This is a genomic window from Dyella sp. LX-66, from assembly GCF_018599165.1.
GTDB lineage: Bacteria > Pseudomonadota > Gammaproteobacteria > Xanthomonadales > Rhodanobacteraceae > Dyella_D > Dyella_D marensis.
The window spans coordinates 419,349-445,691 of the sequence record NZ_JAHFVJ010000004.1 but is presented as its reverse complement, the minus strand read 5'-3'; the positions used below and the strand labels follow the sequence as shown (position 1 = coordinate 445,691).

General features: G+C 68.0%; 22 protein-coding genes and 4 tRNA genes. 17 read left to right on the top strand and 9 right to left on the bottom strand.

Annotated elements, in window-relative coordinates:
* Window positions 1-40 precede the first annotated feature (40 nt).
* The 7 genes from uvrC to KK141_RS10710 all read left to right on the top strand — a co-directional run bounded on the left by uvrC (window position 41) and on the right by KK141_RS10710 (window position 4,511).
* Window positions 41-1,867, top strand: a complete 1,827-nt coding sequence (uvrC, locus tag KK141_RS10740) for an excinuclease ABC subunit UvrC (RefSeq protein ID WP_214572076.1) — start codon at window positions 41-43, stop codon at window positions 1,865-1,867.
* A 63-nt stretch (window positions 1,868-1,930) separates the two neighbouring features.
* Complete coding sequence (gene pgsA, locus KK141_RS10735) at window positions 1,931-2,548, top strand: CDP-diacylglycerol--glycerol-3-phosphate 3-phosphatidyltransferase (RefSeq protein WP_214572077.1); 618 nt, start codon at window positions 1,931-1,933, stop codon at window positions 2,546-2,548.
* A 48-nt stretch (window positions 2,549-2,596) separates the two neighbouring features.
* Window positions 2,597-2,672 (top strand) — tRNA-Gly (locus tag KK141_RS10730).
* Between the two features lie 156 nt (window positions 2,673-2,828).
* Window positions 2,829-2,904 (top strand) — tRNA-Gly (locus KK141_RS10725).
* 81 nt (window positions 2,905-2,985) lie between these two features.
* A tRNA-Cys gene (locus KK141_RS10720) sits at window positions 2,986-3,059 on the top strand.
* A gap of 157 nt (window positions 3,060-3,216) precedes the next feature.
* A tRNA-Leu gene (locus tag KK141_RS10715) sits at window positions 3,217-3,303 on the top strand.
* Window positions 3,304-3,854: 551 nt separating this feature from the next.
* Window positions 3,855-4,511 carry a response regulator gene (locus KK141_RS10710; protein WP_214572078.1) on the top strand — a complete coding sequence of 219 codons (657 nt, stop codon included), beginning with the start codon at window positions 3,855-3,857 and terminating at the stop codon, window positions 4,509-4,511.
* 94 nt (window positions 4,512-4,605) lie between these two features.
* On the opposite strand, the gene KK141_RS10705 is transcribed toward KK141_RS10710, so the two are convergent.
* Window positions 4,606-7,875 carry an Rne/Rng family ribonuclease gene (locus tag KK141_RS10705; RefSeq protein WP_214572079.1) on the bottom strand — a complete coding sequence of 1,090 codons (3,270 nt, stop codon included), beginning with the start codon at window positions 7,873-7,875 and terminating at the stop codon, window positions 4,606-4,608.
* A gap of 439 nt (window positions 7,876-8,314) precedes the next feature.
* On the opposite strand from KK141_RS10705, the gene KK141_RS10700 reads away from it, so the two are divergent.
* Window positions 8,315-9,223 (top strand): RluA family pseudouridine synthase, encoded by a 909-nt coding sequence (locus tag KK141_RS10700; protein WP_243868148.1) that lies wholly within the window; start codon window positions 8,315-8,317, stop codon window positions 9,221-9,223.
* Here the strand turns inward: KK141_RS10700 and KK141_RS10695 are convergent.
* Window positions 9,201-10,703, bottom strand: coding sequence for a type II CAAX endopeptidase family protein (locus KK141_RS10695; RefSeq protein WP_214572080.1), 1,503 nt, complete (start codon window positions 10,701-10,703; stop codon window positions 9,201-9,203). The two genes, KK141_RS10700 and KK141_RS10695, sit on opposite strands and share 23 nt — an antisense overlap.
* Window positions 10,704-10,705: 2 nt before the next feature.
* Window positions 10,706-11,047, bottom strand: a complete 342-nt coding sequence (locus KK141_RS10690) for a 4a-hydroxytetrahydrobiopterin dehydratase (RefSeq protein WP_214572081.1) — start codon at window positions 11,045-11,047, stop codon at window positions 10,706-10,708.
* A 150-nt stretch (window positions 11,048-11,197) separates the two neighbouring features.
* Between KK141_RS10690 and KK141_RS10685 the strand changes: the two genes are divergently transcribed.
* Window positions 11,198-11,806, top strand: coding sequence for a NifU family protein (locus KK141_RS10685; protein ID WP_214572082.1), 609 nt, complete (start codon window positions 11,198-11,200; stop codon window positions 11,804-11,806).
* A gap of 65 nt (window positions 11,807-11,871) precedes the next feature.
* Here KK141_RS10685 and KK141_RS10680 read toward each other — a convergent pair whose 3' ends face one another.
* Window positions 11,872-12,225 carry a cytochrome c gene (locus KK141_RS10680; protein WP_214572083.1) on the bottom strand — a complete coding sequence of 118 codons (354 nt, stop codon included), beginning with the start codon at window positions 12,223-12,225 and terminating at the stop codon, window positions 11,872-11,874.
* Window positions 12,226-12,243: 18 nt separating this feature from the next.
* On the bottom strand, window positions 12,244-12,567 hold the full coding sequence (locus KK141_RS10675) for a cytochrome c (RefSeq protein ID WP_167257002.1): 324 nt from the start codon (window positions 12,565-12,567) through the stop codon (window positions 12,244-12,246).
* Window positions 12,568-12,700: 133 nt separating this feature from the next.
* Here KK141_RS10675 and KK141_RS10670 point away from each other — a divergent pair, with 133 nt between their 5' ends.
* Window positions 12,701-13,840, top strand: a complete 1,140-nt coding sequence (locus KK141_RS10670) for a glycoside hydrolase family 18 protein (protein ID WP_214572084.1) — start codon at window positions 12,701-12,703, stop codon at window positions 13,838-13,840.
* Between the two features lie 15 nt (window positions 13,841-13,855).
* Here the strand turns inward: KK141_RS10670 and KK141_RS10665 are convergent, their stop codons facing one another.
* The 4 genes from KK141_RS10665 to KK141_RS10650 form a co-directional block, all read right to left on the bottom strand.
* A complete protein-coding gene (locus KK141_RS10665; RefSeq protein WP_214572085.1) occupies window positions 13,856-15,091 on the bottom strand; it encodes a TraB/GumN family protein in 1,236 nt (411 codons plus the stop codon).
* A gap of 81 nt (window positions 15,092-15,172) precedes the next feature.
* The gene (locus KK141_RS10660) at window positions 15,173-16,063 is read right to left on the bottom strand and encodes a carbon-nitrogen hydrolase (protein ID WP_214572086.1); all 891 of its coding nucleotides are present in this window, start codon (window positions 16,061-16,063) and stop codon (window positions 15,173-15,175) included.
* A gap of 161 nt (window positions 16,064-16,224) precedes the next feature.
* Window positions 16,225-17,262: an agmatine deiminase family protein gene (locus KK141_RS10655; RefSeq protein WP_214572087.1), complete on the bottom strand. Its 1,038-nt coding sequence runs from the start codon at window positions 17,260-17,262 to the stop codon at window positions 16,225-16,227.
* Between the two features lie 141 nt (window positions 17,263-17,403).
* On the bottom strand, window positions 17,404-17,742 hold the full coding sequence (locus KK141_RS10650) for a hypothetical protein (protein ID WP_214572088.1): 339 nt from the start codon (window positions 17,740-17,742) through the stop codon (window positions 17,404-17,406).
* A gap of 257 nt (window positions 17,743-17,999) precedes the next feature.
* Here KK141_RS10650 and KK141_RS10645 point away from each other — a divergent pair, with 257 nt between their 5' ends.
* The 7 genes from KK141_RS10645 (at window position 18,000) to prfB (ending at window position 26,324) form a co-directional block, all read left to right on the top strand.
* The gene (locus KK141_RS10645) at window positions 18,000-19,895 is read left to right on the top strand and encodes an ATP-binding cassette domain-containing protein (protein ID WP_214572089.1); all 1,896 of its coding nucleotides are present in this window, start codon (window positions 18,000-18,002) and stop codon (window positions 19,893-19,895) included.
* Window positions 19,896-19,899: 4 nt separating this feature from the next.
* Window positions 19,900-20,814 carry a phosphoglycerate mutase gene (locus KK141_RS10640; protein WP_214572090.1) on the top strand — a complete coding sequence of 305 codons (915 nt, stop codon included), beginning with the start codon at window positions 19,900-19,902 and terminating at the stop codon, window positions 20,812-20,814.
* Window positions 20,811-22,529, top strand: coding sequence for a single-stranded-DNA-specific exonuclease RecJ (recJ, locus tag KK141_RS10635; protein WP_214572091.1), 1,719 nt, complete (start codon window positions 20,811-20,813; stop codon window positions 22,527-22,529). The genes KK141_RS10640 and recJ overlap by 4 nt, the downstream gene beginning before the upstream one ends.
* A gap of 106 nt (window positions 22,530-22,635) precedes the next feature.
* Window positions 22,636-22,998 carry an STAS/SEC14 domain-containing protein gene (locus tag KK141_RS10630; RefSeq protein WP_168647268.1) on the top strand — a complete coding sequence of 121 codons (363 nt, stop codon included), beginning with the start codon at window positions 22,636-22,638 and terminating at the stop codon, window positions 22,996-22,998.
* Window positions 22,999-23,146: 148 nt separating this feature from the next.
* Window positions 23,147-23,275 carry a hypothetical protein gene (locus tag KK141_RS23085; protein WP_284733876.1) on the top strand — a complete coding sequence of 43 codons (129 nt, stop codon included), beginning with the start codon at window positions 23,147-23,149 and terminating at the stop codon, window positions 23,273-23,275.
* A gap of 109 nt (window positions 23,276-23,384) precedes the next feature.
* The gene (gene asnB, locus KK141_RS10625; protein WP_214572092.1) at window positions 23,385-25,064 is read left to right on the top strand and encodes an asparagine synthase B; all 1,680 of its coding nucleotides are present in this window, start codon (window positions 23,385-23,387) and stop codon (window positions 25,062-25,064) included.
* A 134-nt stretch (window positions 25,065-25,198) separates the two neighbouring features.
* Window positions 25,199-26,324 (top strand): peptide chain release factor 2 gene (gene prfB, locus KK141_RS10620; protein WP_214572093.1). Its coding sequence is split into 2 segments (ribosomal slippage): window positions 25,199-25,273 and window positions 25,275-26,324, totalling 1,125 coding nucleotides; the frame shifts between segments, so codons are not numbered across the junction.
* The last annotated feature ends 19 nt before the right edge of the window (window positions 26,325-26,343 follow it).

Sequence of the window (26,343 nt, the reverse complement as noted above, 5' to 3'; positions counted from 1 at the left end):
CCTCCATAAGAGAAGGGCGAATCCCGTTAGAATTCACCCTATGCAGCCCACTCCGCCGCAGGCCTTCGATGGCAAGGCTTTCGTCCGCACCCTGACCACCTCGCCCGGCGTCTATCGTTATTTCGATGCCGAGGGCGAGCTGCTCTACGTCGGCAAGGCGGGCAATCTCAAGAAGCGCGTCGGCAGCTATTTCCTCAAGCCGCGGATGGAACCGCGCATCGCCTCGATGGTGTCGCAGATCGAGCGCGCCGAGATCACCATTACGCGCACCGAGGGCGAGGCGCTGCTGCTGGAATCGCAGCTGATCAAGTCGCTGAAGCCGCGCTACAACATCCTGCTGCGCGACGACAAAAGCTATCCGTACATCTACCTGTCCAGCAAAGAGGACTATCCGCGGCTGGCCTTCCACCGCGGCGCCAAGAACCAGCCGGGCCGCTATTTCGGTCCGTATCCGAGCGCGTTCGCGGTGCGCGAAAGCCTCAACCTGATGCAGAAGCTGTTCAAGGTGCGCCAGTGCGAGGACAGCTATTTCCGCAACCGCTCGCGGCCCTGTCTGCAGCATCAGATCGGGCGCTGCACGGCGCCGTGCGTGCAGCTGATCACCGTCGACGACTACCGCAGCGACGTGCGCCACGCCGAGATGTTCCTGGAAGGGCGCAGCAGCGCGGTGATCGACGAGCTGGTGGGTTCGATGGAGCAGGCCAGCAAGTCGCTGGAATTCGAGCGCGCCGCCTCGATGCGCGACCAGGTGGCCGCGCTGCGCGGCCTGCAGGCGCAGCACCACGTGCATGGGGCGAGCGCCGACATGGACGTGATCGCCTGCCGCATCGAAGCGGGCATGGCCTGCGTCAGCGTGCTGTTCTTCCGTAACGGCATCAGCCTGGGCACGCGCGATTTCTTCCCGCGCCTGCCGCTGGATGCCGAGCCGGGCGACGTGATGGCGCAGTTCATCGCGCAGTACTACCTGGACCGCCCGGTGCCGCGCGAGCTGATCCTGTGCCAGCCGATTCCGGACCAGGAGATCCTGGCCGAGGTGCTGACCCAGCAATCCGGCCGCACGGTGGAACTGAAAGCCAGCGTGCGCGGCGAGCGCGCGCGCTTCCTGCAGATGGCCGAGCGCAATGCGCAGGCCTCGCTCACCGCGCGCCTGGCCAGCCGGCAGACGCTGGGCGCGCGCTTCGACGACCTGCAGCGGCTGCTGGAACTGGACGCATCGCCGCGGCGCATCGAGTGCTTCGACATCAGCCACACCATGGGCGAGGCCACGGTGGCTTCGTGCGTGGTGTTCGGTCCGGAAGGGCCGGAGAAATCGCACTACCGCCGCTTCAATATCGCCGGCATCACGCCGGGCGACGACTACGCCGCCATGCACCAGGCGCTGACGCGCCGCTTCCGCAAAGTGGCGGAAGGCGAGGGCGCCAGCCCCGACATCCTGCTGATCGACGGCGGCGGCGGGCAGGTGGCGCAGGCGCTGGATGTATTGAAGGAACTGGGCGTGAGCGGCATCCGCGTGATCGGCGTGGCGAAAGGGCCGGGCCGCCGTGCGGGCGAGGAGACCTTGATCCTCGCCGACAGCGGCCGCGAGCTGCATCCCGGCCCGGCTTCGCCGGCGCTGCATCTGGTGGCGGCCGTGCGCGACGAAGCGCACCGCTTCGCTATCAGCGGCCATCGCAAGCGGCGCGAGAAGGCGCGCGAGCGCAGCGTGCTGGAAGACGTGCCGGGCATCGGCGCACGCCGCCGCGCCGCGCTGCTCAAGGCCTTCGGCGGACTCGCCGGCGTGGAAGCGGCGGGCGTGGAAGAACTCACGCGGATCAAAGGCATCGACCGTGGCCTGGCGGAGCGCATCTATGCGGCCCTGCATGGCTGAACCTTCGTTACTGTGGGCCCGACGCGCGCATGCGACACTGCGCGGATGAGAGCTAAGGAACCTATGCGCATCAATCTGCCGACCTGGCTCACCCTGTTCCGCGTGGCGCTGCTGCCGGTGATGGTGCTGGTGTTCTACTGGCAGTTCCCGGGCCACAACATCACCGCTGCGGTGGTGTTCCTGCTCGCGGCGATCACCGACTGGCTGGACGGCTACCTTGCGCGTCGGCTCAATCTGACGTCCGCGTTCGGCGCTTTCCTCGATCCGGTGGCCGACAAGCTGATGGTGGCAGTGACGCTGTTCCTGCTGGTGGAATCGCATCGCGGCGGCTGGGCCGGCGTGCTGATGGCGGTGACGGCGGCGATTATCGTCGGGCGCGAGATCAGCGTGTCCGCGCTGCGCGAGTGGATGGCCGAGATCGGCATGCGCGCGGCGGTGAAGGTGGCCTTCGTCGGCAAGCTCAAGACCGTGATGCAGATGATCGCGCTGGTGGTGCTGATCGTGCAGCACGAGAAGAGCGCCGAGGCGCTGCGCCTGTACCACATCGGCGAGGCGCTGCTGGTCATCGCGGGCGTGCTGACCATCTGGTCCGGCCTGTACTACCTGCGCGCCGCATGGCCGATGTTGCGCGGCGAACCGCCGCGCAATGAGCCGGCAAACGAGGAAAACGGCGCCGTGTGACAGAGGCTTGACGACCGCGCTTTAGCCATTACAATGCGCGACTCCGATGCGGGAATAGCTCAGTTGGTAGAGCACGACCTTGCCAAGGTCGGGGTCGCGAGTTCGAGTCTCGTTTCCCGCTCCAGATTCGATGAAAGCCCCGGTAAATCCGGGGCTTTCTCGTTTCCGGGGTGCGCACGCCATCGGGCTCGGAAGGGGATGAAAGCGGTAAGCGCGGGCAAATTATCCGTCGCCGCCTCTTCACAAATCCCGATCTTCTGCTATGATTTCTGACTCTGATGCGGGAATAGCTCAGTTGGTAGAGCACGACCTTGCCAAGGTCGGGGTCGCGAGTTCGAGTCTCGTTTCCCGCTCCAGTCTTCAGCAAAACCTCGGACCGCCGGGGTTTTGTTTTTTAAGGCACAGCGTGATCTTTCCGGTTACGATGCGCCGGCAATGGCCAGGTGGCAGAGTGGTCATGCAGCGGCCTGCAAAGCCGTGTACGCCGGTTCGATTCCGACCCTGGCCTCCATTGCGAAGATTCAAAAAGCCCGCCTTGCGCGGGCTTTTTGTTGCCTGCGTCGGCGGGATTTGCAGAACGGCGGATGCGGAGTGCCGGCCATGCACGCATGCTAGGATGCGCCGCGATATCGCAGGCGGCGCGCACCGCACGTGCATCATGTCGCTCAGCCCGGATGGCGAAACTGGTATACGCAAGGGACTTAAAATCCCTCAGCCGAAAGGCTATGCGGGTTCGACCCCCGCTCCGGGCACCATGTCTTTCTCTTGTTTCCTGGCGGGCGCTGCGGCGTCCGTTTCGTGTGCGTGCGTTTCGCGCGTGGGGAGTGCATCCGTTTGAGCGAAGGAAAGCAGACCCCTGCGTCGATCCGGATGCGGGTGAGGTCTTCCTGACATCGCAGCCGCCATCGATGTAGGACGACACCGCAGGCGCGGTCCAGGGAAAACCATCGTCCGGGCCGGAATCACTCCTAAAACCATATGGGCATGCGGAGCTCCGCTGTCAGCGATCAGCCGCTTGAGGCGCTAGGGATTTCCTGGCGCCAACGCACGTCCGGGGCCTCCGGAAAGCGCGAAAATCATCACGAGGAGATAACACTCGCCAGCTTATGACGACACACCGTAGGTCATGACTGACAGACCCGGTCAGGGCGATCGAAGATACTTGCGCAAGTCCAGGCGGCAACGCTCCGGGGAAAGGGAGGCGAGAAGAAGTTTTTATGTTGGTGGACGCCACTTACAGGGGGGTGCTTGCATCGTATGCGCATGCCGCCTACTTTCAGGAACTTGACCCACGGGGGGCGGGGACGTGATCAATCTGGTTCTTATCGACGATCACGAGCTCGTCCGCACCGGCTTTCGGATGATCCTGCAGCAGCAGCCGGACGTGCATATCTGCGGCGAGGCAGGCACGGCGGAAGATGGGCTGAAGCTGATCCGCGCGCATGAGCCGGAAATCGCGCTGGTCGACGTGCACATGCCCGGCATGAGCGGCATCGAGCTCACTGAGCGCGTGGCCCGCGCCAAGATGCCGACGCAGATCATCATCATCACCGTGGTGGACGACGCGCGCTTTCCCAAGCGCCTGCTCGAAGCCGGCGCCACCGGCTATCTCACCAAGGGCTGCACCGCCGACGAACTGCTGTGCGCGGTGCGCCAGGTCGCCGGCGGCCGCCGCTATCTGGCGCCGGCGGTGGCGCAGCAACTGGCGCTGGCGACGCTGGACGGCGAGGCCTCGCCGTTCGACGCGCTGTCCAGCCGCGAGCTGGAAGTGGCCATGATGCTGGTGCGCGGCAAGGCGCTCACCACCATCGGCGAGCAGCTCAACCTGAGTCCGAAGACGGTGTCCACCTACAAGCAGCGCCTGATGGAGAAGCTGCAGGTGGACCACATCGTGAGCCTCGCGCACCTGATGACCATCCACGGGCTGCTGGATACGCACAACAACCAGATCGGCGGCGGTTGAGCGCAGCGCACCGGGCCGCAGTTCGCGGTCGAGGCGGGGCATAAAAAAAGCCGGGCGATAAGCCCGGCTTTTTCGTTGCGCGCGATGCGCCGGATCAGCCGTTGGAAGCGTGGCTGTCCTTCTTCTCTCCCGAAGCGTCGTCGCCGTGGGCGGCGGCTTCGTCCGCGTTCGCGTGGATGGCCGGCGGCGGAGCCGCGTGACCGTGACCCAGCAGATCGCCCTGTGCAGGCAACTGCGTGACCGGTGCGGGCACCACGGTGACTTCCGACGGCAGCTCTGCCGGAGCGGGTTCGTCGGCGATCGCCTCGTGCTTCGTCTCGGTGGCTTCCGGCGCCTGGACTTCCGGCTCGGCCTTGACCGTCTCGACGACGACAACCGCGGGTTCGATGACGACGGGTTCCACGGCAGCCGGTTCCACCGGCAGCACCGGCTCGACATGGACTACCACCGGCGCGGCTTCAACCGCGGGCGGTTCGGCGATCGGAGCGGCAGCGACGGGCTCGGCTTCCACGGCCTCTGCGGCGGCGAACAGCGGAGCGGACTCCAGCGTCGTCGCCGTCGCAGTGGCGCGGATCTCGCTTTCCACCACGGCGGCCGGCGGTGCCGACACATCGGCGGCGACCGGCGCATCTTCCACCGGCGCGTGCGCCACCACCGGTTCGGCCGGCAGTTCGGCCGCGGCTTCCGGCTCGTCCGCCTTCGCGGGCACCGGCGGCAGGGCGGGCAGGTTGAACGAAGCCGGCGCCGGAGCGGGCGTTTCGACCACCGGGACCTCAAGCTCGGCGCGAGCCGCCGGTGCATGGGCCGACTCGATGTCCTCGCCGGCGATCACGGCCGCGGCTGCGGTCGCGGCGACGGCCGCAGCGGCAGGAGCGGGACGCGCTTCGGCCTTGGCCGGCTGCTCGGTGCCATCTTCCTCGCGGTCTTCGTCGTCCAGATCGAACTCGTTGTCCAGCTGCGCGTCGGGCGAGCCAGCCTGGCCGGCGTCCTCGTGACGGCGACGGCGGCGACCGCCGCGGCGGCCACGGCGGCGGCGCGGCTGGCCGCCTTCGCCTTCGGCGGCGGCCGGATCCACCTCGGGTGCGACGGCATCGGTCACCGGCTTGGCGGCGAGCGCGGCGTCCTGCGCGGCTTCATCGGCGGGTGCCGGGGCCGGGCGCTGCGGCTGCGGTGCGGGCTGCTGCGGCGCGATCGGCTGAGCCGCGGCGGCGACCGGAGTGGCCGGCTGCTGCGCGGCCGGACGCGGCTGACGCGGCTCCTGCGCCTGCGCGGCCTGCGGCTGGGCGGGCTTGGCCTGTTCCTGGCGCGGCGGCTGCGGGTTCTGCTTGCGCTCGCCGGCCTGGGCCTCGGCGGCCTTCGGCTGCTGCTGGCGCGGCTGCTGTTCCGGCTTGGCCTGGCCCTGCTGCTGGCGCGGCTGCTGCTCGTTGCCGCGCTGGCGATTGCCCTTGCCCTGCTGTTGCTGCTGCTGGGCCTGGCCCTGCTTGGGCTGCTGCTGTTCGCGGCGCTGCTGCGGCTGCTGCTGGCGGTTCTGCGGCTGCTGTCCACGGCCGCGCTCGTCGCGGCGCTGGTTGCGGCCGCCGGCGCTCGACGGGGTGCTTTCGCGCCTGGCTTCCGGCGCGGGCGCCGGGGCCGGGGCGGCGCGGAACCAGCCCAGGAAGCGGGAGATCATGCCGCCGCTCGGCGTCGGCGCGGCGGCCGGGCGCGGAGCCGGACGGGCCGGCGGCGCGGCGACCGGGGCCGGCGCGGTTTCCTCGCGCACGGGGGCGGGCGAGGCGGGCACGATGCCGCTGACGGCCGGCTGCTCGCCGCTGCCAAGGGCCTGGCCCATCTTCGGGATCGGCGCGGCTTCCACCACGGTCCGGCGTTCGTAGCTGGGCTTGCTGTGCTCGCCCATCTCCGCTTCGCGGATGCGCTGGATCTGGATGTGCGGGGTCTCGAGCTGGTCGTCGGCCACGATCACCACGTGGACCTTGTTGCGCAGCTCGATCTCCACCACGCCGGCGCGCTTCTCGTTGAGCATGAAGTTGGCCACCGTCGGCGGGGCCTGCACCAGCACCTGGCCGGTGTTGTCCTTCATGGCGTGCTCTTCGATCAGGCGCAGGGTCGACAGCGCCAGCGATTCCACGCTGCGGATGTGACCATGGCCTTCGCAGCGCGGGCACACGATCTGGGTGGCTTCGCCCAGGCTCGGGCGCAGGCGCTGGCGCGACATCTCCAGCAGGCCGAAGCGCGAGATGCGGCCGACCTGCACGCGGGCGCGGTCGAGCTTCAGGGCGTCCTTCAGGCGCTCTTCCACCTCGCGCTGGTGCTTGGGGCTGTCCATGTCGATGAAATCGATCACGATCAGGCCGCCGGCATCGCGGATGCGCAACTGGCGGGCGATTTCCACCGCCGCCTCGCAGTTGGTGTTGAACGCGGTTTCCTCGATGTCGCTGCCCTTGGTGGCCTTCGAGGAGTTGATGTCGATCGCGGTCAGCGCTTCGGTCTGGTCGATCACGATCGAGCCGCCGGAGGGCAGGCGGACCTGGCGGTCGAACGCACTCTCGATCTGGGTCTCGATCTGGTAGCGCGAGAACAGCGGGGTGTCGTCGCGATACAGCTTGAGCTTGCGCAGGGCATTGGGCATGACCTGCTGCATGAACTCGCGCGCGTCGTTGAACAGCGATTCCTCGTCGATGAGGATCTCGCCGATGTCATTGCGCAGGTAGTCGCGCAGGGCGCGGATGAACAGCTTCGATTCCTGGTAGATCAGGAACGGCGCCTTCTGCGCGTTGGCGGCGGCCGAGATGGCCTTCCACAGCTGCAGCAGGTAGTCCAGGTCCCACTGGAGCTCTTCGGCGTCGCGGCCCATGCCGGCGGTGCGCACGATCAGGCCGACGTCGTCCGGCACGGTGAGGTGCTCGAGCGCTTCCTTCAGGGCCTGCCGGTCCTCGCCCTCGATCCGGCGCGAGACGCCGCCGGCCTTCGGGTTGTTCGGCATCAGCACCATGTAGCGGCCGGCCAGGCTGATATAGGTGGTGAGTGCGGCGCCCTTGTTGCCGCGCTCCTCCTTCTCGACCTGGACGACCACTTCGTGGCCTTCCTTGATCAGGTCGCGAATATTCGCCTTGTTCGGATCCAGGCCGGGGGTGAAATATTCCCGGGCGATTTCCTTCAGCGGCAGGAAGCCATGGCGCTCGGCACCGTATTCGACGAAGCAGGCTTCCAGGGAGGGTTCGACGCGAGTGATGCGGCCCTTGTAGATGTTGGCCTTTTTCTGTTCGCGGGAGGGGATTTCGATGTCGAGGTCGTACAGGGTCTGGCCATCGACGATGGCCACGCGCAACTCTTCACGCTGAGTCGCGTTGATCAACATACGTTTCATTGTAGTTTTCCTTGGCTTGCCGCGCGTCGCGTGCCGCGGTGGCGCCTTCTGGGCGGCCTGCCGGGGATCGCGCCGCAGCGGGGAAGCGGCATAAAGACGGCGCCGTTACCGGCTCCGGGGTATTCGTGGCATCACGCCAGCCGCGCCGGTTTGTTAAGAATTTCTCTTAACAATCGGACAAACGGCAACCCGAACCGTTACGATGAAAGGGAGCAGCGACCGGCTGCCGGGTGAGCGGCCGGCGCTATCCTCGCCGGCGTCACGGGCGGGCGCCCCGGCCCGGACCGGTTTCGGCGGGCTAGGACGTAGCGCCGGCCGAGTATCCTATTTAGTCAGGTTTTTTTCAATGCAGACGGCAACTTCCCACGACGCACCTCACGGAGTGCGTCAAGTCGAGATCGGCCCTGAAAGGGACGGCCAGCGGATCGACAACGCCTTGATGACCATCCTCAAGGGCGTGCCGAAAAGCATGATCTACCGTCTGCTGCGCACCGGACAGGTGCGCGTGAACGGCAAGCGCGCCAAGCCGGAAACCCGTCTCGCCGCCGGCGATATGCTGCGTATCCCGCCCGTGCGCATGGCCCCCGAGAAGACCGGCGAACAGCCGCCATCGGCCGCGCTGATGGAAGCTGTCGCCGAGGCTGTCATCTTCGAGGACAAGCACTTCCTGGTGATCGACAAGCCCGCCGGTATCGCCAGCCATGGCGGCAGCGGGGTCAGTCATGGGGCGATCGAGCTGCTGCGCGCGGCCCGGCCGAACGAGCACCTGGAGCTGGTCCACCGCCTGGACCGAGACACCAGCGGCGTGCTGGTGTTCGCCCGCACCCGCGCCGGCCTGACCGGGCTGCAGGCGCTGATCCGCGCTAATACGGTGACCAAGCAATACCTCTGCCTGATGGTCGGGCATCCGAACAAGGCCAAGTTCGACGTCAATGCGCCGCTGCAGAAATCGGTGCTCCAGGGCGGCGAACGCATGGTAAGAGTGTCCGATAACGGCAAGCCCTCGCTCACTTTTTTCCGTGAGATGGAGCAGTACCGCGGCGCCCGCCTGATGCAGGCCACCCTGGGCACCGGCCGTACCCATCAGATCCGCGTGCACGCCGCCCACGTCGGCCACCCGCTGGCCGGCGACGCCAAGTACGGCGACAAGGAAGCGAACAAGCTGTATCGCGAGATGGGCCTGCAGCGGCTGTTCCTGCATGCCGCGCATATGAGTTTCGAGCTCGATGGGCGCGCCTACGGCTTCTCGGCGCCTTTGCCCGAAGACTTGAAGAACTTCCTCGATGTGCTTGCCGTGAAAGGCAAAAATCCCGAGGGCTACCGCCCTAGAGGAAAAAACGCGCACTGACTTCCAGCGAGCGCAGCAGCCCGCCGGTCAGCCCGCTTTCCACCAGCAGCGCGCAACCGGCGTGAGCCAGGGCGATCGGCAGCAGGCGGCGGGAGCGCAGGAAGCACCAGGCCCACCCAAGCTCGGCCAGGAAGCACAGCTGCATGAGCACCCCGTTCGGGGTGTGCAGCAGGGCGAACAGAGTGGCGGCGCCCAGGATGGGCAGCGCCGCACCGCCCGGCCAGCGCTCCAGCCGGCGCAGCACCACCGCCAGCATCAGCCACTGCTGCAGCCCGGCCCAGGCGACATATAAGAAAGCGTGGCGCCATTCGGGCGCGGCATAGCCATGGCCGAACACGGCCACCACGATCGCGGCCACCGGAAGCAGCGCCAGCGGCGCCAGCCAGTCCTTCGCCTTGCCGCCGATCCAGCGCCAATCCGCCGGACGCCGCCGCGTCTCTTTCCATCCGGCCCAGGCCAGGGCGCCGACAAAAGCCGCCACTGCCGGTGGCGACGCGTGCAGCCCCCATTGCAGGCCGGCGATCAGCCAGAGCGGGCCGGCCGCTACGGCCAGCACGTCCCAGGCGGGATGGGTATCGCGCCGCGCGGTGTACAGCAGCACCAGCAGGTAGGCCGCGCAGATCGACCAGGCCAGCCAGGCGGGAGCGGCTTCATGCGCCGCGGCGACGGGTGTAAATCCAGCAGGAACGATGAGGGCGGCTGGCCACAGATCGCGCAGCCGGTCGCGCAGTGCCAGCGAGTTTTCAACCGAGCCGTGGCGCGGCAGCCAGACCAGCGGCACGGCCGGCATGGTGGGGGCCACGGTCATCTGTTCGCGCAGGTCGATTTCCCGTCCCGCCGAAAGATCGACCGTAGGAGTGGTGCCGGGCAGCGCTACCGGCTGCGCCGCCACCAGTGCCGCCTCGTGCAGTTCGAGCGTCTCGCCGGCCGGCAGTTGCGCACGCAGGCGGAACAGATACGCCACGGTGGCCGGCATCGCGCAGGGCGACGCGTCGCCGTGCCGCCAGTCGAGCTTGCGCAGATCGAAGACCTGGGTGGTCGCGTCGACAGGAATGCCGCCAGCGTCGGCCACGCACGAAGGCTCCTGCGCATGCGGCTGGACGATGAGATAAAGCGATCCAGCCTTGCTGCCGCGCAGGTCCAGACGCAGCAACGGCCAGTGCGCCAGATCCATCGGCTGCAGCACCGGCAGGCCCAGCTCGAAAGCCTGCCCGTCATGGCTGGTCACTTTCAGACCGGTCCCATCCGCGGCCACCGAGGCATTCCCGAACGCGCGCCCGGCCACCAGATCGCGCGGCTGCCGCAAGCGCCACCGCCACAGCGGCTCGCCCGCCTGCAGCACATGCAGTTCGCGCTCCGCCTCATGGCGCAGATGGCTTTCCACCACCCAGCCGGCCAGCGCGCGCAGCCCCAGCAGCAACAGGGCCGCCGCCAGCACGAAGCCGGTGGCGCGGATCGCGGCAGGCAGGCGCGCGCCCAAGCTCAGCGAGCCAGCAAGGCCTCGACGCGCGCGGCGCAGATAAAGTCGTTGAGCGAAAGCCCACCCACGTCATGCGTCGACCACAGCACCTGGCAGTGCCCATAGCCGGCTTCGAGATCCGGGTGGTGGTCTTCCTGGTTGGCCATGAAGCCGACCGCATTGATAAAGCCCAGGGTGTGGTGGAAATCGGCGAACTTGAAGTCCCTCACGATCGCCTTGCCCCCGACAGCCAGCGTCCAGCCCGGCAGTTTCGCCAGCATGGCCTCGATCTGCGCGCCATCCAGCGCGTGCTCCTTGCCCTTGCGCGGGGTGCAGTGCTGGCTGGCGAGGTCGGCGTAGCTCATGGTCGGGACTCCGGAAGATTCAAAACGCGAAGCGTCGAAGTTGCGTGGCGAAAAGTCAAAACCATGCAGCCGGCGCGAAAGAGGACTAAAATGGTGCTGTTTTCGGCGCGGCTCCCCCAGCTCGCGCCAGGCCGTTTCCCCGGAGCAGGCATGATCGACATTTCCGAACGCGCGCAGCGGCATTTCCTGCGCCTTCTTTCGCAGCAGGGCATCGAAGGCCTCAGCATCCGCCTGCGCGTCACCGCGCCGGGCACGCCCGCCGCCAATTGCGAGCTGGAGTTCTGCGAGCCGGACGAGCTCACCGGCAACGAATGGACCATCGAGTGCGAGGGCTTCCTGTTCCAGGTCGAGGGCGACAGCGCGTCCTGGCTCGACGGCGCCAGCATCGACTACGAATCCAACGCCACCGGCGGCCAGCTCAATATCCGCGCGCCGCGCATCAAGGGCGACATGCCGGGCATGGAAGCGGGCCTGGTGGAGCGCGTGCGCTACGTGCTCGACGCCGAGGTCAATCCGCGCATCGCCGCGCACGGCGGCCGCATCAGCCTGCTGGAAGTGAGCGCCCAGGGCGTGGTGGTGTTGCAGTTCGGCGGCGGCTGCCACGGCTGCGGCATGGCCGACGTGACGCTCAAGCAGGGCGTGGAGAAGACGCTGCGCGAACGCGTGCCGGAGATCACCGAAGTGCGCGATGCCACCGACCACGCGGGCGGCAGCAATCCCTATTACAGCAAGCGGGAAGGGCACTCGGCCATGGGCTGAGTGCTTGTCGCGAATGCAAAAAAGGCCCGCGCGAGCGGGCCTTTTTTATGTGGCAAGCTCAGGGCTTACTTGTCGCCCTGGATATGCCCCTCGAGCGTGCTGAGCTTGGTCGGCTGCGCAGAGAAGTAGGCCGCCACGTCCTCGATGTCCTGCTCGGACAGCGTAGCGACGAAGCCCTTCATGATCGCGTTGTTGCGCGCGCCGCTCTTGTACTCGTGCAGGGCGCGCTGGATGTACATGTTGTACTGGCCGGCCAGGCGCGGGTACTGCGGGTCGACGGAATTGCCGTCGGCGCCATGGCAGGCGAAGCAGGCCGCGGCCTTCTGCTTGCCGGCGTCGGTGTTGCCGGCGGCCGGGGCCTGGAGGGAAGCGAACGCCAGGACGGCGCCGAACGAAAGCAGGGTGAGCGCACGATTCATCGGAATCCCTTGGGCTACTTACTTGGCGAGGCTGGACAGGTAGGCGGCGATGTCCTCGATGTCCTTGTCGGACAGGCTCTGCGCCTGGGCACCCATGGTCGGATGGCTGCGGTCGCCCGCCTTGTAGCCGTGCAAGGCGTTGACGATGTACTGCGCGTTCTGCCCGGCGATCTTCGGCACGGGATAGCGCGGATAGGCGTTTTCGTAACCCTCGACGCCGTGGCAGCCATTGCAGGTGTAGATCAGTTTGCGGCCGGCGGCCTTGTCGCCTTCGGCATGCGCGCTGCCAGTGACGAGTAGAGCGGCAGCGACGGTCAGGCCGAGCAATTGCAGTCGAGTCATCATCATTCCCACGATTCCGACGGGTACATGGCGTTAAGTCTCGGAAGTATAGTCGGTGGGTCCGAGCAGGGACAATAACGTCGGCGGCCAGCCCGGCCGCTTGCCGAAGACACTTGATAGATAAGGACACGGCATGGTGGGGATTGCGTCGAACGGCCGCCCGGCGGCATTCCGGTGGGTGCTGGGGCTGCTGGTCTTGTGGATCGCGGGGGGCGCGGTGGCGAAAGAATCGCCAGCCAGCTATCGCATCGTGGGCTACGTGGCCGATGCCGATCCGCTGCCGGCCATCGACCCGGCCAAGGTCGACGTCCTCAACTACGCCTTCGGCACGCTCGACGAACAAGGCCACATCGTGCTGCGCAGCCCGCATGCCACCGCCTCGCTGACCAGCCTGGTGGCCTTGCGCCAGTGCAACCCGCAGTTGCGCATCGTGCTGTCGGTGGGCGGCTGGAGCGCGGGGCATTTCTCCGAGGCCGCGCTCACCGCAGCCTCGCGCAAGCGCTTCGCCGACGACGCCGCGAAGCTGATCGAGCAGCACGACCTCGACGGCCTGGACGTCGACTGGGAATACCCCACGCTCCCCGGCGGCAACATCAGCCACCGTCCCGAGGACCGCCGCAACTTCAGCCTGATGCTGGAAGCCGTGCGCGTGCGCCTCGACGCGCTGGGCAAGCAGCACCAGGGCCGGCATTACCTGCTGACCATCGCCTCGGCCGACAACGAATTCGTCGCCGGCATCGAGCTGGCGCGCGTGGCGCGCTCGCTGGACTGGTTCAACATGATGGCCTACGACTTCCACAACAGTCTCACGCCCGCCACCGGCCACCACGCCGGCCTGCATCCGTCGGCGATCGATCCGCCCGGCGACCGCGCCGCGGACAAGGCGGTGAAGCAGTATCTCGACGCGGGCGTGCCGGCTTCGAAGCTGGTGCTGGGCGTGCCGTTCTACGGCCGCGCCTTTACCGACGTGGCGCCGGAACACAACGGCCTGCAGCAGAAATACGGCAAGTTCTTCGGCGCGCCCTCGTGGCGCGAACTGACGGCGGACTACATCGGCAAGAACGGCTACGTGCGCTACTGGGACGAGCAGGCCCAGGTGCCGTATCTGTGGAATGCGAAGACGCACACTTTCGTCAGCTACGAAGACCCGCAGTCGCTGCGCATCAAGACCGGCTTCATCAAGTCCCGGCACCTGGGCGGTGCGATGTACTGGGAACAGAGCCTGGACAAGGACAGCGAACTGCTCGACGTGCTGGTCAAGGGCCTGCACTGACCCCGAGTAGGGGACTCAGAACAGGCTCTTGAAGATATGGATGCCGGCGGTGTACTCGCCGGCAATCGTGCCCACGCATACCAGCAGGAAGTTGAGCAGGGTGCGCGCCACGCGGTTCTTCCACCAGCCGGTCCAGTGGCCGATGTCGTCGCGCAGGGTTTCGAAGTCGGCCACGCGCGGCTTGCGCACCCAGGCTTCGGCCATCGCGCTGATCGCGCCGGAAGGCACGCCGGGGCGGAACGGCTTGATCGGTCCGGCCACGGCCGCGGCCAGCACGCTCAGCGGATGGCCGCCGGCGATGATCGCGCCCAGCGCGGAGAAGCCCGCGGTGTACATCACCCAGTCGCGCAGCGCCTGCGCGCCCAGCGCGCTGTTGCGGTGGAAGGCGATGCCGATCGCCACGAACACCAGCAGCACCAGGCCGATGGCGATCCATTTCGGCCAGCTCGATTTTACCGGCAGCTTGGCCAGCTCGGCCGCCTGCGCGGCCGCATCGCCCTGCTGCGTGCGCAGCAGTTCGCTCAGGCCCTTCAAGTGGCCCGCGCCGATCACCACCAGCACGCGCCGCGGTTCGCCGCCGTAGCCGGCCAGCCCGGCTTCTTCGCGCAGGCGCGCGGCCATGTAGGCGTCGCGCTCGGCGATCAGGCTGCGGTAGAGCGGCTCGGATTGATTGGCGAATTCGCTGAAGGCGCTTTCCAGCATGTCGCCTTCCTTGAGCTTCTCGATTTCCTTTTCCTCGATCGCCTCGCGCTCGAACACGCTGGCGAGCAGGCCGCCCATCAGGCCGAAGCGCTGCCAGAAACCGACGCTGCGCCAGGCGCGCCTGAGCGTAGTGCCGACCTCGCGGTCGACCAGCCATACCGGCACGCCGCGCTGTTCGGCGCCATCCATCGCGGCCTTCATCTCGGCGCCGGGTTCGATGCCGAACTGGTCGGCCAGGCGTTTCTGAAAGGTGGACAGCACCAGGCTGGCGGCGACCATGCCGGCCTTGCCCTGGCGGATCACCTGGAACAGATCCATTTTCTTGAGCGCGTCCGGATCGCGCATGCCTTGCGCGCGGCTCGGGCACAGTTCCACCGCCACCGCGTCGAAGCTCTCGCGCGCCAGCAGCTCGCGCACCGCTTCCACGCTGGCGCGCGACACATGCGCCGTGCCCAGCACCACGTATTCGACGCCGTCGCGCAGCACGCGCTCGATCGGCTGGCCTTCGAGGGCGGCGGGCAGGGTGGTGTCGGTGGCGTCCAGGCTCATGCGTCGGTTCGGTGCGTAAGGGAAATCACTGCATGGGGTCGGGGGCCGGACGGCGCAAGCCATCCGGCCGGAGGTCACGCTTCAGTCGCGGAAGCGCTTCAGCAGGTCGCCGTAGGCGTCGATGCGGCGGTCGCGCAGGAACGGCCAGATCCGGCGCACGTGCTCGCTGCGCGCCATGTCGATCTCGACCACCAGCAGCTGGCGCCCGTCGGTGCCGGCCTGGCCGAGGAATTCGCCCTGCGGTCCGGCCACGAAGCTGGTGCCCCAGAACTGGATGCCGGCGCCCACGCCGGACGGGTCCGGCTCGTAGCCGGTGCGGTTGCAGGCCAGCAGCGGCAGGCCGTTGGCCACCGCGTGGCCGCGCTGCACCGTGACCCAGGCTTCGCGCTGGCGGTCCTTCTCGGCCTGCTCGTCGTTCGGGTCCCAGCCGATCGCGGTGGGATAGAGCAGCAGGTCCGCGCCGGCCAGCGCCATCAGGCGCGCGGCTTCCGGATACCACTGGTCCCAGCAGACCAGCACGCCGAGGCGGCCGACCGCGGTGTCGATCGGATCGAAGCCCAGGTCGCCCGGCGTGAAGTAGAACTTCTCGTAGAACGCCGGATCGTCCGGGATGTGCATCTTGCGGTACTTGCCGGCGATCTTCGCCGAGCGGTCGAACACCACCGCGGTGTTGTGGTACAGGCCGGTGGCGCGCTTCTCGAACAGCGAGGCCACCACCACCAGCTTCAACTCCTCGGCCAGCTTGCCGATGCGCTCGGTGCTGTGGCCGGGGATGGTCTCGGCCAGATCGAACTCGCCCACGGACTCGTGCTGGCAGAAATACGGGCCGTTATGCAGCTCCTGCAGCAGCACCAGTTCGGCGCCGGCCGCGGCGGCTTCGCGCAGGCCGGCTTCGATGGCGTCGAGATTGGCGTCGCGGCTGCCGCGGTGGGTTTCCTGCAGCAGCGCGACCTTGAGGGTCTTGCGGGTCATGGGGAAGTCCTGCTCGCTGGGGGCGAAAGGGGCAATTGTACGTAGGTTGAGACGTAGGTTGGGGTGAGCCGCAGGCGAACCCCAACAGGCCCGCCACCGTGTCGCAACGTTGGGGTTCGCTTTGCTCACCCCAACCTACGCCGGCCGATTCTTAAGAAGATTTAGCCGTAGATGCCCGCCGGCAACTGCATGGTGATGCAGTGCAGGCTGCCGTTCTGCCAGATCAGCGGGCGGCAGGGCACCTGCACCACGTCGCGGCCCGGATGGGCCTGGCCGATGATCCGCGCCGCTTCGTCGTCGGCCGGGTCGCCGTAGGCGGGTACCAGCACGCCGCCGTTGACGATCAGATAGTTGGCGTACGAGGCCGCGAGGCGGCGGCCTTCGTCCAGGATCGGCTCGGCCCAGGGCAGTGGGTGCAGCGCGTACGGCTTGCCGTCCGCCGTGCGCAGCGCGGCCAGTTCGCCGGCCATGCGCGACAGTTCGTCGTGGTGCGCATCGCTCTCATCCTCACAGGCCTGGAACACGATGCCGCCGTCCGGCGAGAAGCGCGCCAGCGTGTCGATGTGCGCGTCGGTGTCGTCGCCTTCCAGATAGCCGTAGTCCAGCCACAGGATGCGGCCGGCCTGCAGGCCGTCGCGCAGGATCGCGGTCATTTCCTCGCGCGACTGCTCCGGATGGCGCTGCACCAGGCAGCGCCAGGTGGTGAGCACGGTGCCGGCGCCGTCGCTCTCGATGCCGCCGCCTTCCAGCGCCCAGTCGATGCGCTTGTGCGCGGCGCGGCCGAACACGCCCGCCTGCACCAGGCCGGCCACCAGCGCGTCGTCCTGCTCGGCGCCGAACTTGCCGCCCCAGCCGGTGAAGCGGAAATCGGTGAGCTGGAACGCGCCCTGGTCGTCCTTCAGGGTGATCGGGCCGGAATCGCGCAGCCAGGTGTCGTCGTAGGGCAGTTCGACGAAGCGGATGCGGGAGAGGTCCACGCCGGCATCGCGCAGCTTCGCTTCGGCATGCGCGCGCAGTCCGGCGTCGGCGACCACCACGATCAGCGGCTCGAAGCGGGTGACGGCCGCGGCCAGCGCCACATAGGTGGTTTCCACCTCGGCCAGGCGCTCGGCCCAGTCGGTATCGGCATGCGGCCAGGCGATCAGGACGGCCGACTGGGGCTCCCATTCCGCCGGCAGGCGCAAGGTGGCGTGGCTCATGTGGGGGACTCGCGTTGCAAGAGGAAACGCGAATTGTAAGGCGCGGCCATGACGAAAGGGCACGCCCGACAAAGAAGCGGGCCGCGCAAGGCGCAGCCCGTTCTCGAATACTGCTCAGCCGATGGGCGAAGGGGCGGGCCCTCAGTTCACCGTTTCGGGATTCTTGTTGTTGCCGGCCGGGGTGTTGAGCACCGCATGGATCACATGGCTGTGCTCGAAATACACGATGAAGTTGGAGTAATCCCAACGATTGATCACCGGATGCTTGGCCGTATCGCCGCCGCGCGGCGAGAGCTTGCGCTTGGGCGCGCCGAACTTCTGTTCGACCTGCTCCATGCTCATGCCGCGAGCCGGGAGGTTCATGCCTTGTTCCTGCTTGACGCGATTGACCAGCAGGTTATCGGCCCGGGCCAGCTGCGGCGCGGCGGCGCCAGCGGCGAGCAATACGAGCATGGGCAGGCTGATGCCGAACTTGGTCATGGTCCCCTCTCCACGTTGACGGGGGCAGCCGGGCTGCGCCTCCGCACGTTATATGTCTGTCGATTGCCCCCGAGCGGCAGTGGCGCGAGGCCGCTGCGCAGTGCGGCGTCGTTGTAGCAGAAACCGCGGCGGGGAAGCTACGAGCACCGCTCGCGACTGCGATGGGGTGGGCATTCCGGCCATGGGGCGGGGCGCCGCGTCCGCTATCATGGGCGGCTGAGGGCGGCTGCACGCCCTGTCCATGGGTTGTGGTTCCGATGATCGCCTTCCGTCATTTCGCCCTGCGCCGCGGCGCCCGGCTGTTGCTTTCCGACATCGACCTGGTCATCCAGAGCGGCTGGCGGCTGGGCGTGGTCGGCCGCAACGGCTGCGGCAAGTCCAGCCTGTTCGCCGCCCTGCAGGGCCAGGTGGAAGCCGACGCCGGCGAGCTGGATCTGCCCGCGCGCCTGCGCCTGGCCTCGGTGGCGCAGGAAACCCCGGCCCTGCCGGACCCGGCGATCGAATACGTGATGGGCGGCGACGAAGAACTGGCCATCGCCCTGCGCGACGAACTCGATGCCCAGGCCCGCGGCGACACCGAGGCCATGGCCAAGGCGCACCACCGCATCGAGGAACTGCACGGCTACGACGCCCGCGCCCGCGCCGGCCGCCTGCTGCACGGCCTGGGCTTCGCGCCGGAAACGCACGAGCGCGCGGTGCGCGAGTTCTCCGGCGGCTGGCGCGTGCGCCTTAACCTGGCGCGCGCGCTGATGGCGCCGTCCGAGCTGCTGCTGCTCGACGAGCCGACCAACCACTTGGACCTCGACGCCGTGCTGTGGCTGGAAGAATGGCTGCGCCGCTACCAGGGCACCTTGCTGGTGATCTCGCACGACCGCGAATTCCTCGACGGCGTGATCACCCACACCCTGCATTTGAACGAAGGCCGCGCCAAGCTCTACACCGGCAACTACAGCGCCTTCGAGCGACAGCGCGCCGAACACCTGCGCCTGCAGCAGATCGCGCACGAGCGCGAGCAGGCCGAGCGCGCCCACCTGCAGTCCTTTATCGACCGCTTCAAGGCCAAGGCCAGCAAGGCCAAGCAGGCGCAGTCGCGCATGAAGCGGCTGGAGAAGATGGCCGGCACCGAGGCCGTGCGCGCCGAGCGCTCGTTCCGCTTCCAGTTCGCCGTGCCCGAGCGCCTGCCCGATTCGATGCTGCAGCTGGAAGAGGTCACGGCCGGCTATCCGGACGACAACGGCGGCGCGCCTGCGGCGATCCTGCACGACGTGCGCTTCCGCCTGGAAGCCGGCGACCGCGTCGGCCTGCTCGGCCCCAACGGCGCGGGCAAGTCGACCCTGGTGAAGACGCTGGTCGGCGAGCTGGCCCCGCTGGCCGGTGAGCGCAAGACGCACAAGGACCTGAAGATCGGCTACTTCGCCCAGCACACGGTGGAGAGCCTGCACGAGGGCTCCAGCCCGCTGCAGCATCTGCAGGACAAGGCGCCCGGCGTCGGCACGCAGGTGCTGCGCGACTTCCTCGGCGGCTGGAATTTCGCCGGCGACCGCGCCTTCGAATCGGTGGACGGTTTCTCCGGCGGCGAACGCGCGCGCCTGGCGCTGGCGCTGATCGCCTGGGACAAACCTAACCTGCTGCTGCTCGACGAGCCCACCAACCATCTGGACCTGGACATGCGCGAGGCACTGGCCGACGCGCTGGCCGATTTCGACGGCGCCCTGGTGCTGGTCTCGCACGACCGCCATCTGCTGGGCATGGTCTGCGACAGCTTCTGGCGCGTCGCCGACGGCCAGGTCGAAGGCTTCGACGGCGACCTCGACGACTACGCCCGCTGGCTGCGCGCCCGTGGCTCCTCGCCGAAGAAGAGCGCGCAGGCCGACAGCACGCCGGCCGTTTCCGCCGCCGACCGCCGCCGCGCGGCAGCCGCGCAGCGCGAGAACGAAAAGGCCACGCGGCAGAAGGTCAAGAAGATCGAGACGCGCATGGCCGCGATCGACGAGGAGCTGGGCAAGCTGGAAGCCAAGCTCGCCGATCCGGACGTCTACAACGGCTCCACCGCCGAGATGATGAAGCTCGGCCAGCGCCAGGCCGAACTGCGCCGCGAGAAGGAAACGCTCGAGGCGCAGTGGTTAGAGCTGTACGAACTGCTGGAGGCCTGAGGCGATGGCGGATGCGGCGCGACCGCTGGAACTGTGGCTGCCCGACCTGCCGCGCTTCGAGCCGGACCATCCGCTGCGCGCCTGGCTGGCGCGCGCCGACCGCATCGAAGATGGCCCGCGCGGATTTCTCGGCGGGCTGGCTGCGTATTTCGACTGCGCCGACGGTTTCGCGCCGGCCGCGCTGACCCGTGAGCTGCTGGCCGGCGATGCGGGCGAGGCCACCTGGCTCAGCGCCGATCCGGCCTGGATCCAGCCCGATCTCAACGGCGCGCGCCTGCTGGCCTGCGGGCAGATGCAGCTGAGCCTCGACGAAGCCCGCACGCTGGCCGATGCGCTGCAGCCGGCATTCGCCGATGCCGGCATGGCGCTGGAAGTCGGCACGCCGGACCGCTGGCATGTGCGCGTACCGCCGGGCATCGCCTTGCCTTCGTTCGCCTCGCCGGACGAGGCCCTGGGCGAAAACCTTGTGCAGCATCTGCCGGAGGGCGCGGAAGGGCGCCGCTGGCGCGTGATCCTCACCGAGGCGCAGGTGCTGCTGCATCAGCATCCCTTGAATGCGCAGCGGCGCGAGCGCGGACTGCCGCCGGTCAACAGCCTATGGCTGTGGGGCGGCGGCCATCTGCCGACCAAGGTGCGCAGCGCACTGAGCGGCTGCGTGAGCGACGACGTGCTGCTGGGCGCGCTGGCTGCGCGTGCCGGCGTCGAAGTCGTGCCGCGCACACCCGATGCCATCGCCAAGGCAGGCACCGGCTGGCTGATCGATCTGCAGGATCTGCAGGCGAGCGAGATCGGCGGCGCCTGGTGGCCGGTGCTGCAGCGTCTTGCCGCGGCTCCGCTGCAACTGTCCTTCGCCAGCGGCGAACGCTGGCTGCAGCGTCCGTGGCATCGCCTGCGCTTCTGGCGCGGTGGCGGCCGATGAGTCCGCGCCTGAGCCTGCGCCGCCGCGCGCCGAAGGGCGTGCCGCAAGGCTGGAGCGATGCCGTGCATCCGGTGCTGCGCCAGATCTATGCGGCGCGCGGCGTGCTCAGTCCCGCCGATGCCGACCACCGGCTCGCCTGCATGCTGGCGCCGCACCAGCTCGGCGGCCTGGAACGCGCGGTGGAACTATTGGCCGAAGCGATCCGCGGCGACTGGCGCATCCTGATCGCCGGCGACTACGACTGCGACGGCGCCACCGGCACGGCCGTGGCCGTGCGCGGCCTGCGCATGCTCGGCGCGCGCCATGTCGATTACGCGGTGCCGAACCGCTTTATCCACGGCTATGGCCTGAGTCCCGCCCTGGTCGAATCGCTGCAGCCCAAGCCGCAGCTGATCATCACGGTCGACAACGGCGTGGCCAGCCTGAGCGGCGTGGCCACGGCGCAGGCGCTGGGCATCCGCGTGATCGTGACCGACCACCATCTGCCCGGCGAGCAATTGCCCGCGGCCGATGCGATGGTCAATCCGAACCTGGCCGGCGATGCGTTTCCGAGCAAGGCCTTGGCCGGCGTCGGCGTGATGTTCTATCTGCTGCTGGCCCTGCGCGCTGCGCTGCGCGGGCAGGGTGCGTTCGCCGAGGGCAAGGAGCCCGACCTTTCCACGCTGCTGGATCTGGTGGCGCTGGGCACGGTCGCCGACCTGGTGCCGCTGGACTACAACAACCGCGTGCTGGTCGAAGCGGGCCTGAAGCGCATCCGCGCGAGGCGCGCCTGCGCGGGCATCGCGGCGCTGGTGGAGTCGGGCAAGCGCAGCGTCGCCACGCTGTGCGCCAGCGACCTGGGTTTTTCGGTGGGGCCGCGGCTCAATGCCGCCGGCCGCCTGGAAGACATGCGCCTGGGTGTCGAATGCCTGCTGACCGACGACTTCGGCGTGGCGCGCCGCTACGCCGAGCAGCTGAGCGCGATCAATCAGGAGCGCCGCGAGCTGCAGGCGACCATGGTGGCCGAAGCCGAGGTGATGGTCGCGCGCGCCGCCGATATCGATGCGGTGGGCGTGGCCCTGTTCGAACCCTCGTGGCATGCCGGCGTGGTGGGGCTGGTGGCGTCGAAGCTGAAGGAGCGGCTGCATCGCCCGGTGATCGCGTTCGCTCCGGCGAGCGAAGACAACACCGGCGAGCTGCGCGGCTCCGGCCGGTCGATCGCCGGCTTCCATATCCGCGATGCGCTGGCCGCGATCGACGCGCGCCAGCCCGGCCTGATCGAACGCTTCGGCGGCCACGCCATGGCCGCGGGCCTGAGCCTGAAGGCGAGCGACTTCGCCCGCTTCGCCGCGGCCTTCGACGCGATCGCGCGCGAATGGCTGGACGAAGCCTGTCTGGAACACGTGCTCTATACCGACGGCGAACTGCCGCCCGGCGCCGCCACCCTGGAACTGGCGCGCCAGCTGCGCTACGGCGGCCCCTGGGGCCAGGCGTTTCCGGAGCCGGTGTTCGACAACGAATTCGCCTGCGCCAGCTGGCGCGTGATGGGCGAAACCCATCTGCGCCTGAGCCTGAGCGATCCGCGCGACGGAGCCGTGCTGGACGCGGTGATGTTCGGCGCCTACACCGGCCAGCCGCCGCCGACGCGGCTGCGCGCCGCCTACGAGCTGACCATCAACGACTGGCAGGGCCGCGAAAGCCCGCGCCTGCTGCTGCGGCATATCGAGCCGGTTTGATTTGCCGCCGGTGATTTGTTGGGCGCTTCTTCACGGCGCCTAGCTGCCGGCGCAACGAGCGCCGCGCTTGGATAGGGTCAGTCTCAACCATCGAGGAGCTGGCGCCATGATCGTGCAGATGACCGGACTGCCGCCCGGCGTGATCGGTTTCACCGCGCACAACCAGGTCACCGCGGCGGATTACGAACGGGTAGTGATTCCCGATATCGAGGCAGCCTTCGCGCTTAACCGCAAGCTGCGGGTGATCTTCCACATCGACCAGGACTTCACCGGCTTCGACGCCGCCGCGATGTGGGACGACGCCAAGCTGGGCTTCCGCCATTTCAGCGGCTGGGAACGCGCGGCCCTGGTCACCGACGTGGGCTGGATGCGCAACCTGGCCAAGGCGCTGGGGTTTCTGTCGCCGGGGGAGTTTCGCTTGTATGAGACGGCGCAGCTGGAAGAAGCGCGGAACTGGGTGAGCACGTAGGTTGGGGTGCGCCATAGGCGAACCCCAACGGACCTCGCAGGCTGTCGCACCGTTGGGGTTCGCTGCGCTCACCCCAACCTAGGCCGGCCGCGAGGAGGGTGAAAAAAGCTCTTGCGCGCCGCAGCATGCCTGTGCTTTAGTCGGCCTCATGTCCCGTGCCTTCGCCACCCAGCGCTCCGCCTTCGCCGCCTACGCGGCCGGCCTGCGCGTATCCGCGAACGCGCTGAATAACAACGCCAATAACAATCCCCGCATCGACGGGTGGGCCGGCGTGTAGACACGAAAAAAAGTCTCCAATCACGCAAAAGGGCCCGCCGACAAGCGGGCCCTTTTCTTTTTCCCAGTACGCAGTTTTGCGCGTCATCCAACCTCAGGAGCGTCAAACCATGTGTTCCATCTTCGGCATGTTCGACCTGCAACCCGGCGACGATCTGGCCGCCCTGCGCCGCCAGGCGCTGGAACTCTCGCAGCGCCAGCGCCACCGCGGGCCGGACTGGAGCGGCGTGTTCGTCGACGCCGGCGTGATCCTGGTGCACGAGCGCCTGGCCATCGTCGACCCGGCCAGCGGCTCCCAGCCGCTGCGCTCGCGCGACGAGAGCCTGGCCCTGGCGGTGAACGGTGAGATCTACAACCACCGCGAGCTGCGCGCTGCCAGCGGCTACGACTTCACCACCGGCTCCGACTGCGAAGTGATCAACGCGCTGTACCGCGAACTGGGGCCGGAGGAGTTCCTGGCGCGCGGCATCAAGCAGCTCAACGGCATCTTCGCCTTCGCGCTGTGGGATGCCGCCACGCAGCGCTACCTGATCGCGCGCGATCCGATCGGCGTCTGCCCGCTGTACTGGGGCCACGATGCGGAAGGGCGCCTGTGCGTGGCTTCGGAAATGAAAGCCCTGGTCGGCATCTGCGCGGACGTCTCCGCCTTCCCGCCGGGCCATGTCTACGACAGCGCTACCGGCGAAGTGACGCGCTACTACCGCAAGAACTGGCGTTCCTATGAAGTCACCCACGGCCAGCAGCTGGAACCGTCCGAGTTGCGCGGCGCCTTCGAACAAGCCGTGCACCGCCAGCTGATGACCGACGTGCCCTACGGCGTGCTGCTCTCCGGCGGCCTGGATTCCTCGCTGGTTGCCGCCTGCGCCGCACGCTTCGCGCGCGAACGCATCGAGGACGACGACCGCAGCGAAGCCTGGTGGCCGCGCCTGCATTCCTTCGCCATCGGCCTGGAAGGCTCGCCGGACCTCGCCGCTGCACAAGTGGCCGCCGAGGCGCTGGGTACCGTGCACCACGGCTTCGTCTACACCTTCTGGGAAGGCCTGGACGCGTTGCCGGAAGTGATCCGCCATATCGAGACCTACGACGTCACCACCATCCGCGCCTCCACCCCGATGTACCTGCTGGCCCGGCGCATCAAGGCGATGGGGGTGAAGATGGTGCTGTCGGGCGAGGGTTCGGACGAGATCTTCGGCGGTTATCTCTACTTCCATAAGGCGCCGTCGCCGGAAGCCTTCCACGAGGAAACCGTGCGCAAGCTCGACGCCCTGCACAGCTTCGACTGCCTGCGCGCCAACAAGGCGATGATGGCCTGGGGCGTGGAGGCGCGCGTGCCGTTCCTGGACCTGGAATTCCTCGACGTGGCGATGGGCCTGGACGCCAAGTACAAGATGGCCGGCCACGGCCGCATCGAGAAGGCCGTGCTGCGCGAGGCCTTCCAGGGCGCGCTGCCGGATTCGATCCTGTGGCGGCAGAAGGAGCAGTTCAGCGACGGCGTCGGCTACGGCTGGATCGACGGGCTGAAGGCGCATGCGGAACAAGTGGTCAGCGACCGCGAATTCGCCGCCGCCTCCACGCGCTTCCCGCACAACCCGCCGGCCACCAAGGAGGCCTACCTGTACCGGCGCATCTTCGAGCAGCACTTCCCCGGCGAGGCCTGCGCGGCCACGGTGCCGGGCGGCAAGTCGATCGCCTGTTCCTCGCCGGCCGCGCTGGCCTGGGATCCGGCCTTCGCCGCCGCGGCCGATCCGTCGGGGCGCGCGGTGCGCGGGGTGCACCAGCAGGCGCTGTAGGTTGGGGTGATAACCCCAACGGACCTTCCGTGCTGACCGGACGTCCGTTGGGGTTCGCCTGCGGCTCACCCCAACCTACCGTGGGCGAGGTGCGCCTGTTATCCTGTTCGGCCATTTTCCAAGCCATTCCATCCATGATCGAGACCAATCCGATCCTTGCGCAGATCGCGGACCTCAAGGGCCGCGTCGAGTCGCTTAGGGGGTATCTTTGACTACGCCACCAAGCGTGAGCGTCTCGAAGAAGTAAGCCGCGAACTGGAAAGTCCCAACGTCTGGGACGATCCGCCGCGCGCGCAGGAACTGGGCCGCGAACGCGCCCGCCTGGAAACCATCGTCAGCGGCATCGACACGCTCACGGCCGGCCTCGCCGACTCCGGCGACCTGCTGGAGATGGCCGTCGCCGACGACGACGAATCCACCGTGCTGTCCATCGTCAGCGACCTTGGCAAGCTCGACGCCCAGGTGGGCAAGCTCGAATTCCAGCGCATGTTCTCCGGCAAGATGGATTCGGCCAACGCCTTCGTGGACATCCAGGCCGGCGCCGGCGGCACCGAGGCGCAGGACTGGGCGGAAATCCTGCTGCGCATGTATCTGCGCTGGGCCGAATCGCGCGGCTGGAAGGCCGAGCTGCTGGAAGTCAGCGGCGGCGACGTGGCCGGCATCAAGTCCGCCACCTTCCGCGTGGAAGGCGACTACGCCTATGGCTGGCTGAAGACCGAGATCGGCGTGCACCGCCTGGTGCGCAAGAGCCCGTTCGATTCCGACAACCGTCGCCACACCAGCTTCACCTCGGTGTTCGTGTCGCCGGAAGTCGACGACGACATCGATATCGAGATCAACCCGGCGGACCTGCGCACCGACGTGTACCGCTCGTCCGGCGCCGGCGGCCAGCACGTGAACAAGACCGAGTCGGCCGTGCGTATCACCCACATGCCCTCGGGCGTGGTGGTGGCCTGCCAGACCGAGCGCAGCCAGCATGCCAACCGCGACCGCGCGATGAAGATGCTGAAAGCCAAGCTGTACGAGCTGGAGCTGCAGAAGCGCAATGCCGAGAAGGACGCGCTGGAAGCGACCAAGTCCGATATCGGTTGGGGCAGCCAGATCCGCAACTACGTGCTGGACCAGAGCCGCATCAAGGACCTGCGCACGGGCATCGAACGCTCCGATACGCAGAAGGTGCTGGACGGCGACCTCGACGAATTCGTCGAAGGCAGCCTGAAGGCCGGCCTGGACGCGGGCGCCAAGCGCATCGACGCCTGAGTGCTCCGCCACCGATTCC

Bases quoted from the DNA above. Each gene is read 5' to 3' on its own strand.
- KK141_RS10675 (WP_167257002.1), bottom strand. From the start codon at position 12,567: ATGACTCGACTGCAATTGCTCGGCCTGACCGTCGCTGCCGCTCTACTC.
- KK141_RS10690 (WP_214572081.1), bottom strand. From the start codon at position 11,047: ATGAGCTACGCCGACCTCGCCAGCCAGCACTGCACCCCGCGCAAGGGC.
- KK141_RS10700 (WP_243868148.1), top strand. From the start codon at position 8,315: ATGACCATCCTCAAGGGCGTGCCGAAAAGCATGATCTACCGTCTGCTG.
- KK141_RS10665 (WP_214572085.1), bottom strand. From the start codon at position 15,091: ATGAGCCTGGACGCCACCGACACCACCCTGCCCGCCGCCCTCGAAGGC.
- KK141_RS23085 (WP_284733876.1), top strand. From the start codon at position 23,147: ATGTCCCGTGCCTTCGCCACCCAGCGCTCCGCCTTCGCCGCCTACGCG.
- KK141_RS10685 (WP_214572082.1), top strand. From the start codon at position 11,198: ATGATCGACATTTCCGAACGCGCGCAGCGGCATTTCCTGCGCCTTCTT.
- recJ (WP_214572091.1), top strand. From the start codon at position 20,811: ATGAGTCCGCGCCTGAGCCTGCGCCGCCGCGCGCCGAAGGGCGTGCCG.
- KK141_RS10705 (WP_214572079.1), bottom strand. From the start codon at position 7,875: ATGAAACGTATGTTGATCAACGCGACTCAGCGTGAAGAGTTGCGCGTG.
- KK141_RS10645 (WP_214572089.1), top strand. From the start codon at position 18,000: ATGATCGCCTTCCGTCATTTCGCCCTGCGCCGCGGCGCCCGGCTGTTG.
- uvrC (WP_214572076.1), top strand. From the start codon at position 41: ATGCAGCCCACTCCGCCGCAGGCCTTCGATGGCAAGGCTTTCGTCCGC.
- KK141_RS10670 (WP_214572084.1), top strand. From the start codon at position 12,701: ATGGTGGGGATTGCGTCGAACGGCCGCCCGGCGGCATTCCGGTGGGTG.
- KK141_RS10655 (WP_214572087.1), bottom strand. From the start codon at position 17,262: ATGAGCCACGCCACCTTGCGCCTGCCGGCGGAATGGGAGCCCCAGTCG.
- KK141_RS10630 (WP_168647268.1), top strand. From the start codon at position 22,636: ATGATCGTGCAGATGACCGGACTGCCGCCCGGCGTGATCGGTTTCACC.
- KK141_RS10650 (WP_214572088.1), bottom strand. From the start codon at position 17,742: ATGACCAAGTTCGGCATCAGCCTGCCCATGCTCGTATTGCTCGCCGCT.
- KK141_RS10660 (WP_214572086.1), bottom strand. From the start codon at position 16,063: ATGACCCGCAAGACCCTCAAGGTCGCGCTGCTGCAGGAAACCCACCGC.
- asnB (WP_214572092.1), top strand. From the start codon at position 23,385: ATGTGTTCCATCTTCGGCATGTTCGACCTGCAACCCGGCGACGATCTG.
- KK141_RS10640 (WP_214572090.1), top strand. From the start codon at position 19,900: ATGGCGGATGCGGCGCGACCGCTGGAACTGTGGCTGCCCGACCTGCCG.
- KK141_RS10680 (WP_214572083.1), bottom strand. From the start codon at position 12,225: ATGAATCGTGCGCTCACCCTGCTTTCGTTCGGCGCCGTCCTGGCGTTC.
- pgsA (WP_214572077.1), top strand. From the start codon at position 1,931: ATGCGCATCAATCTGCCGACCTGGCTCACCCTGTTCCGCGTGGCGCTG.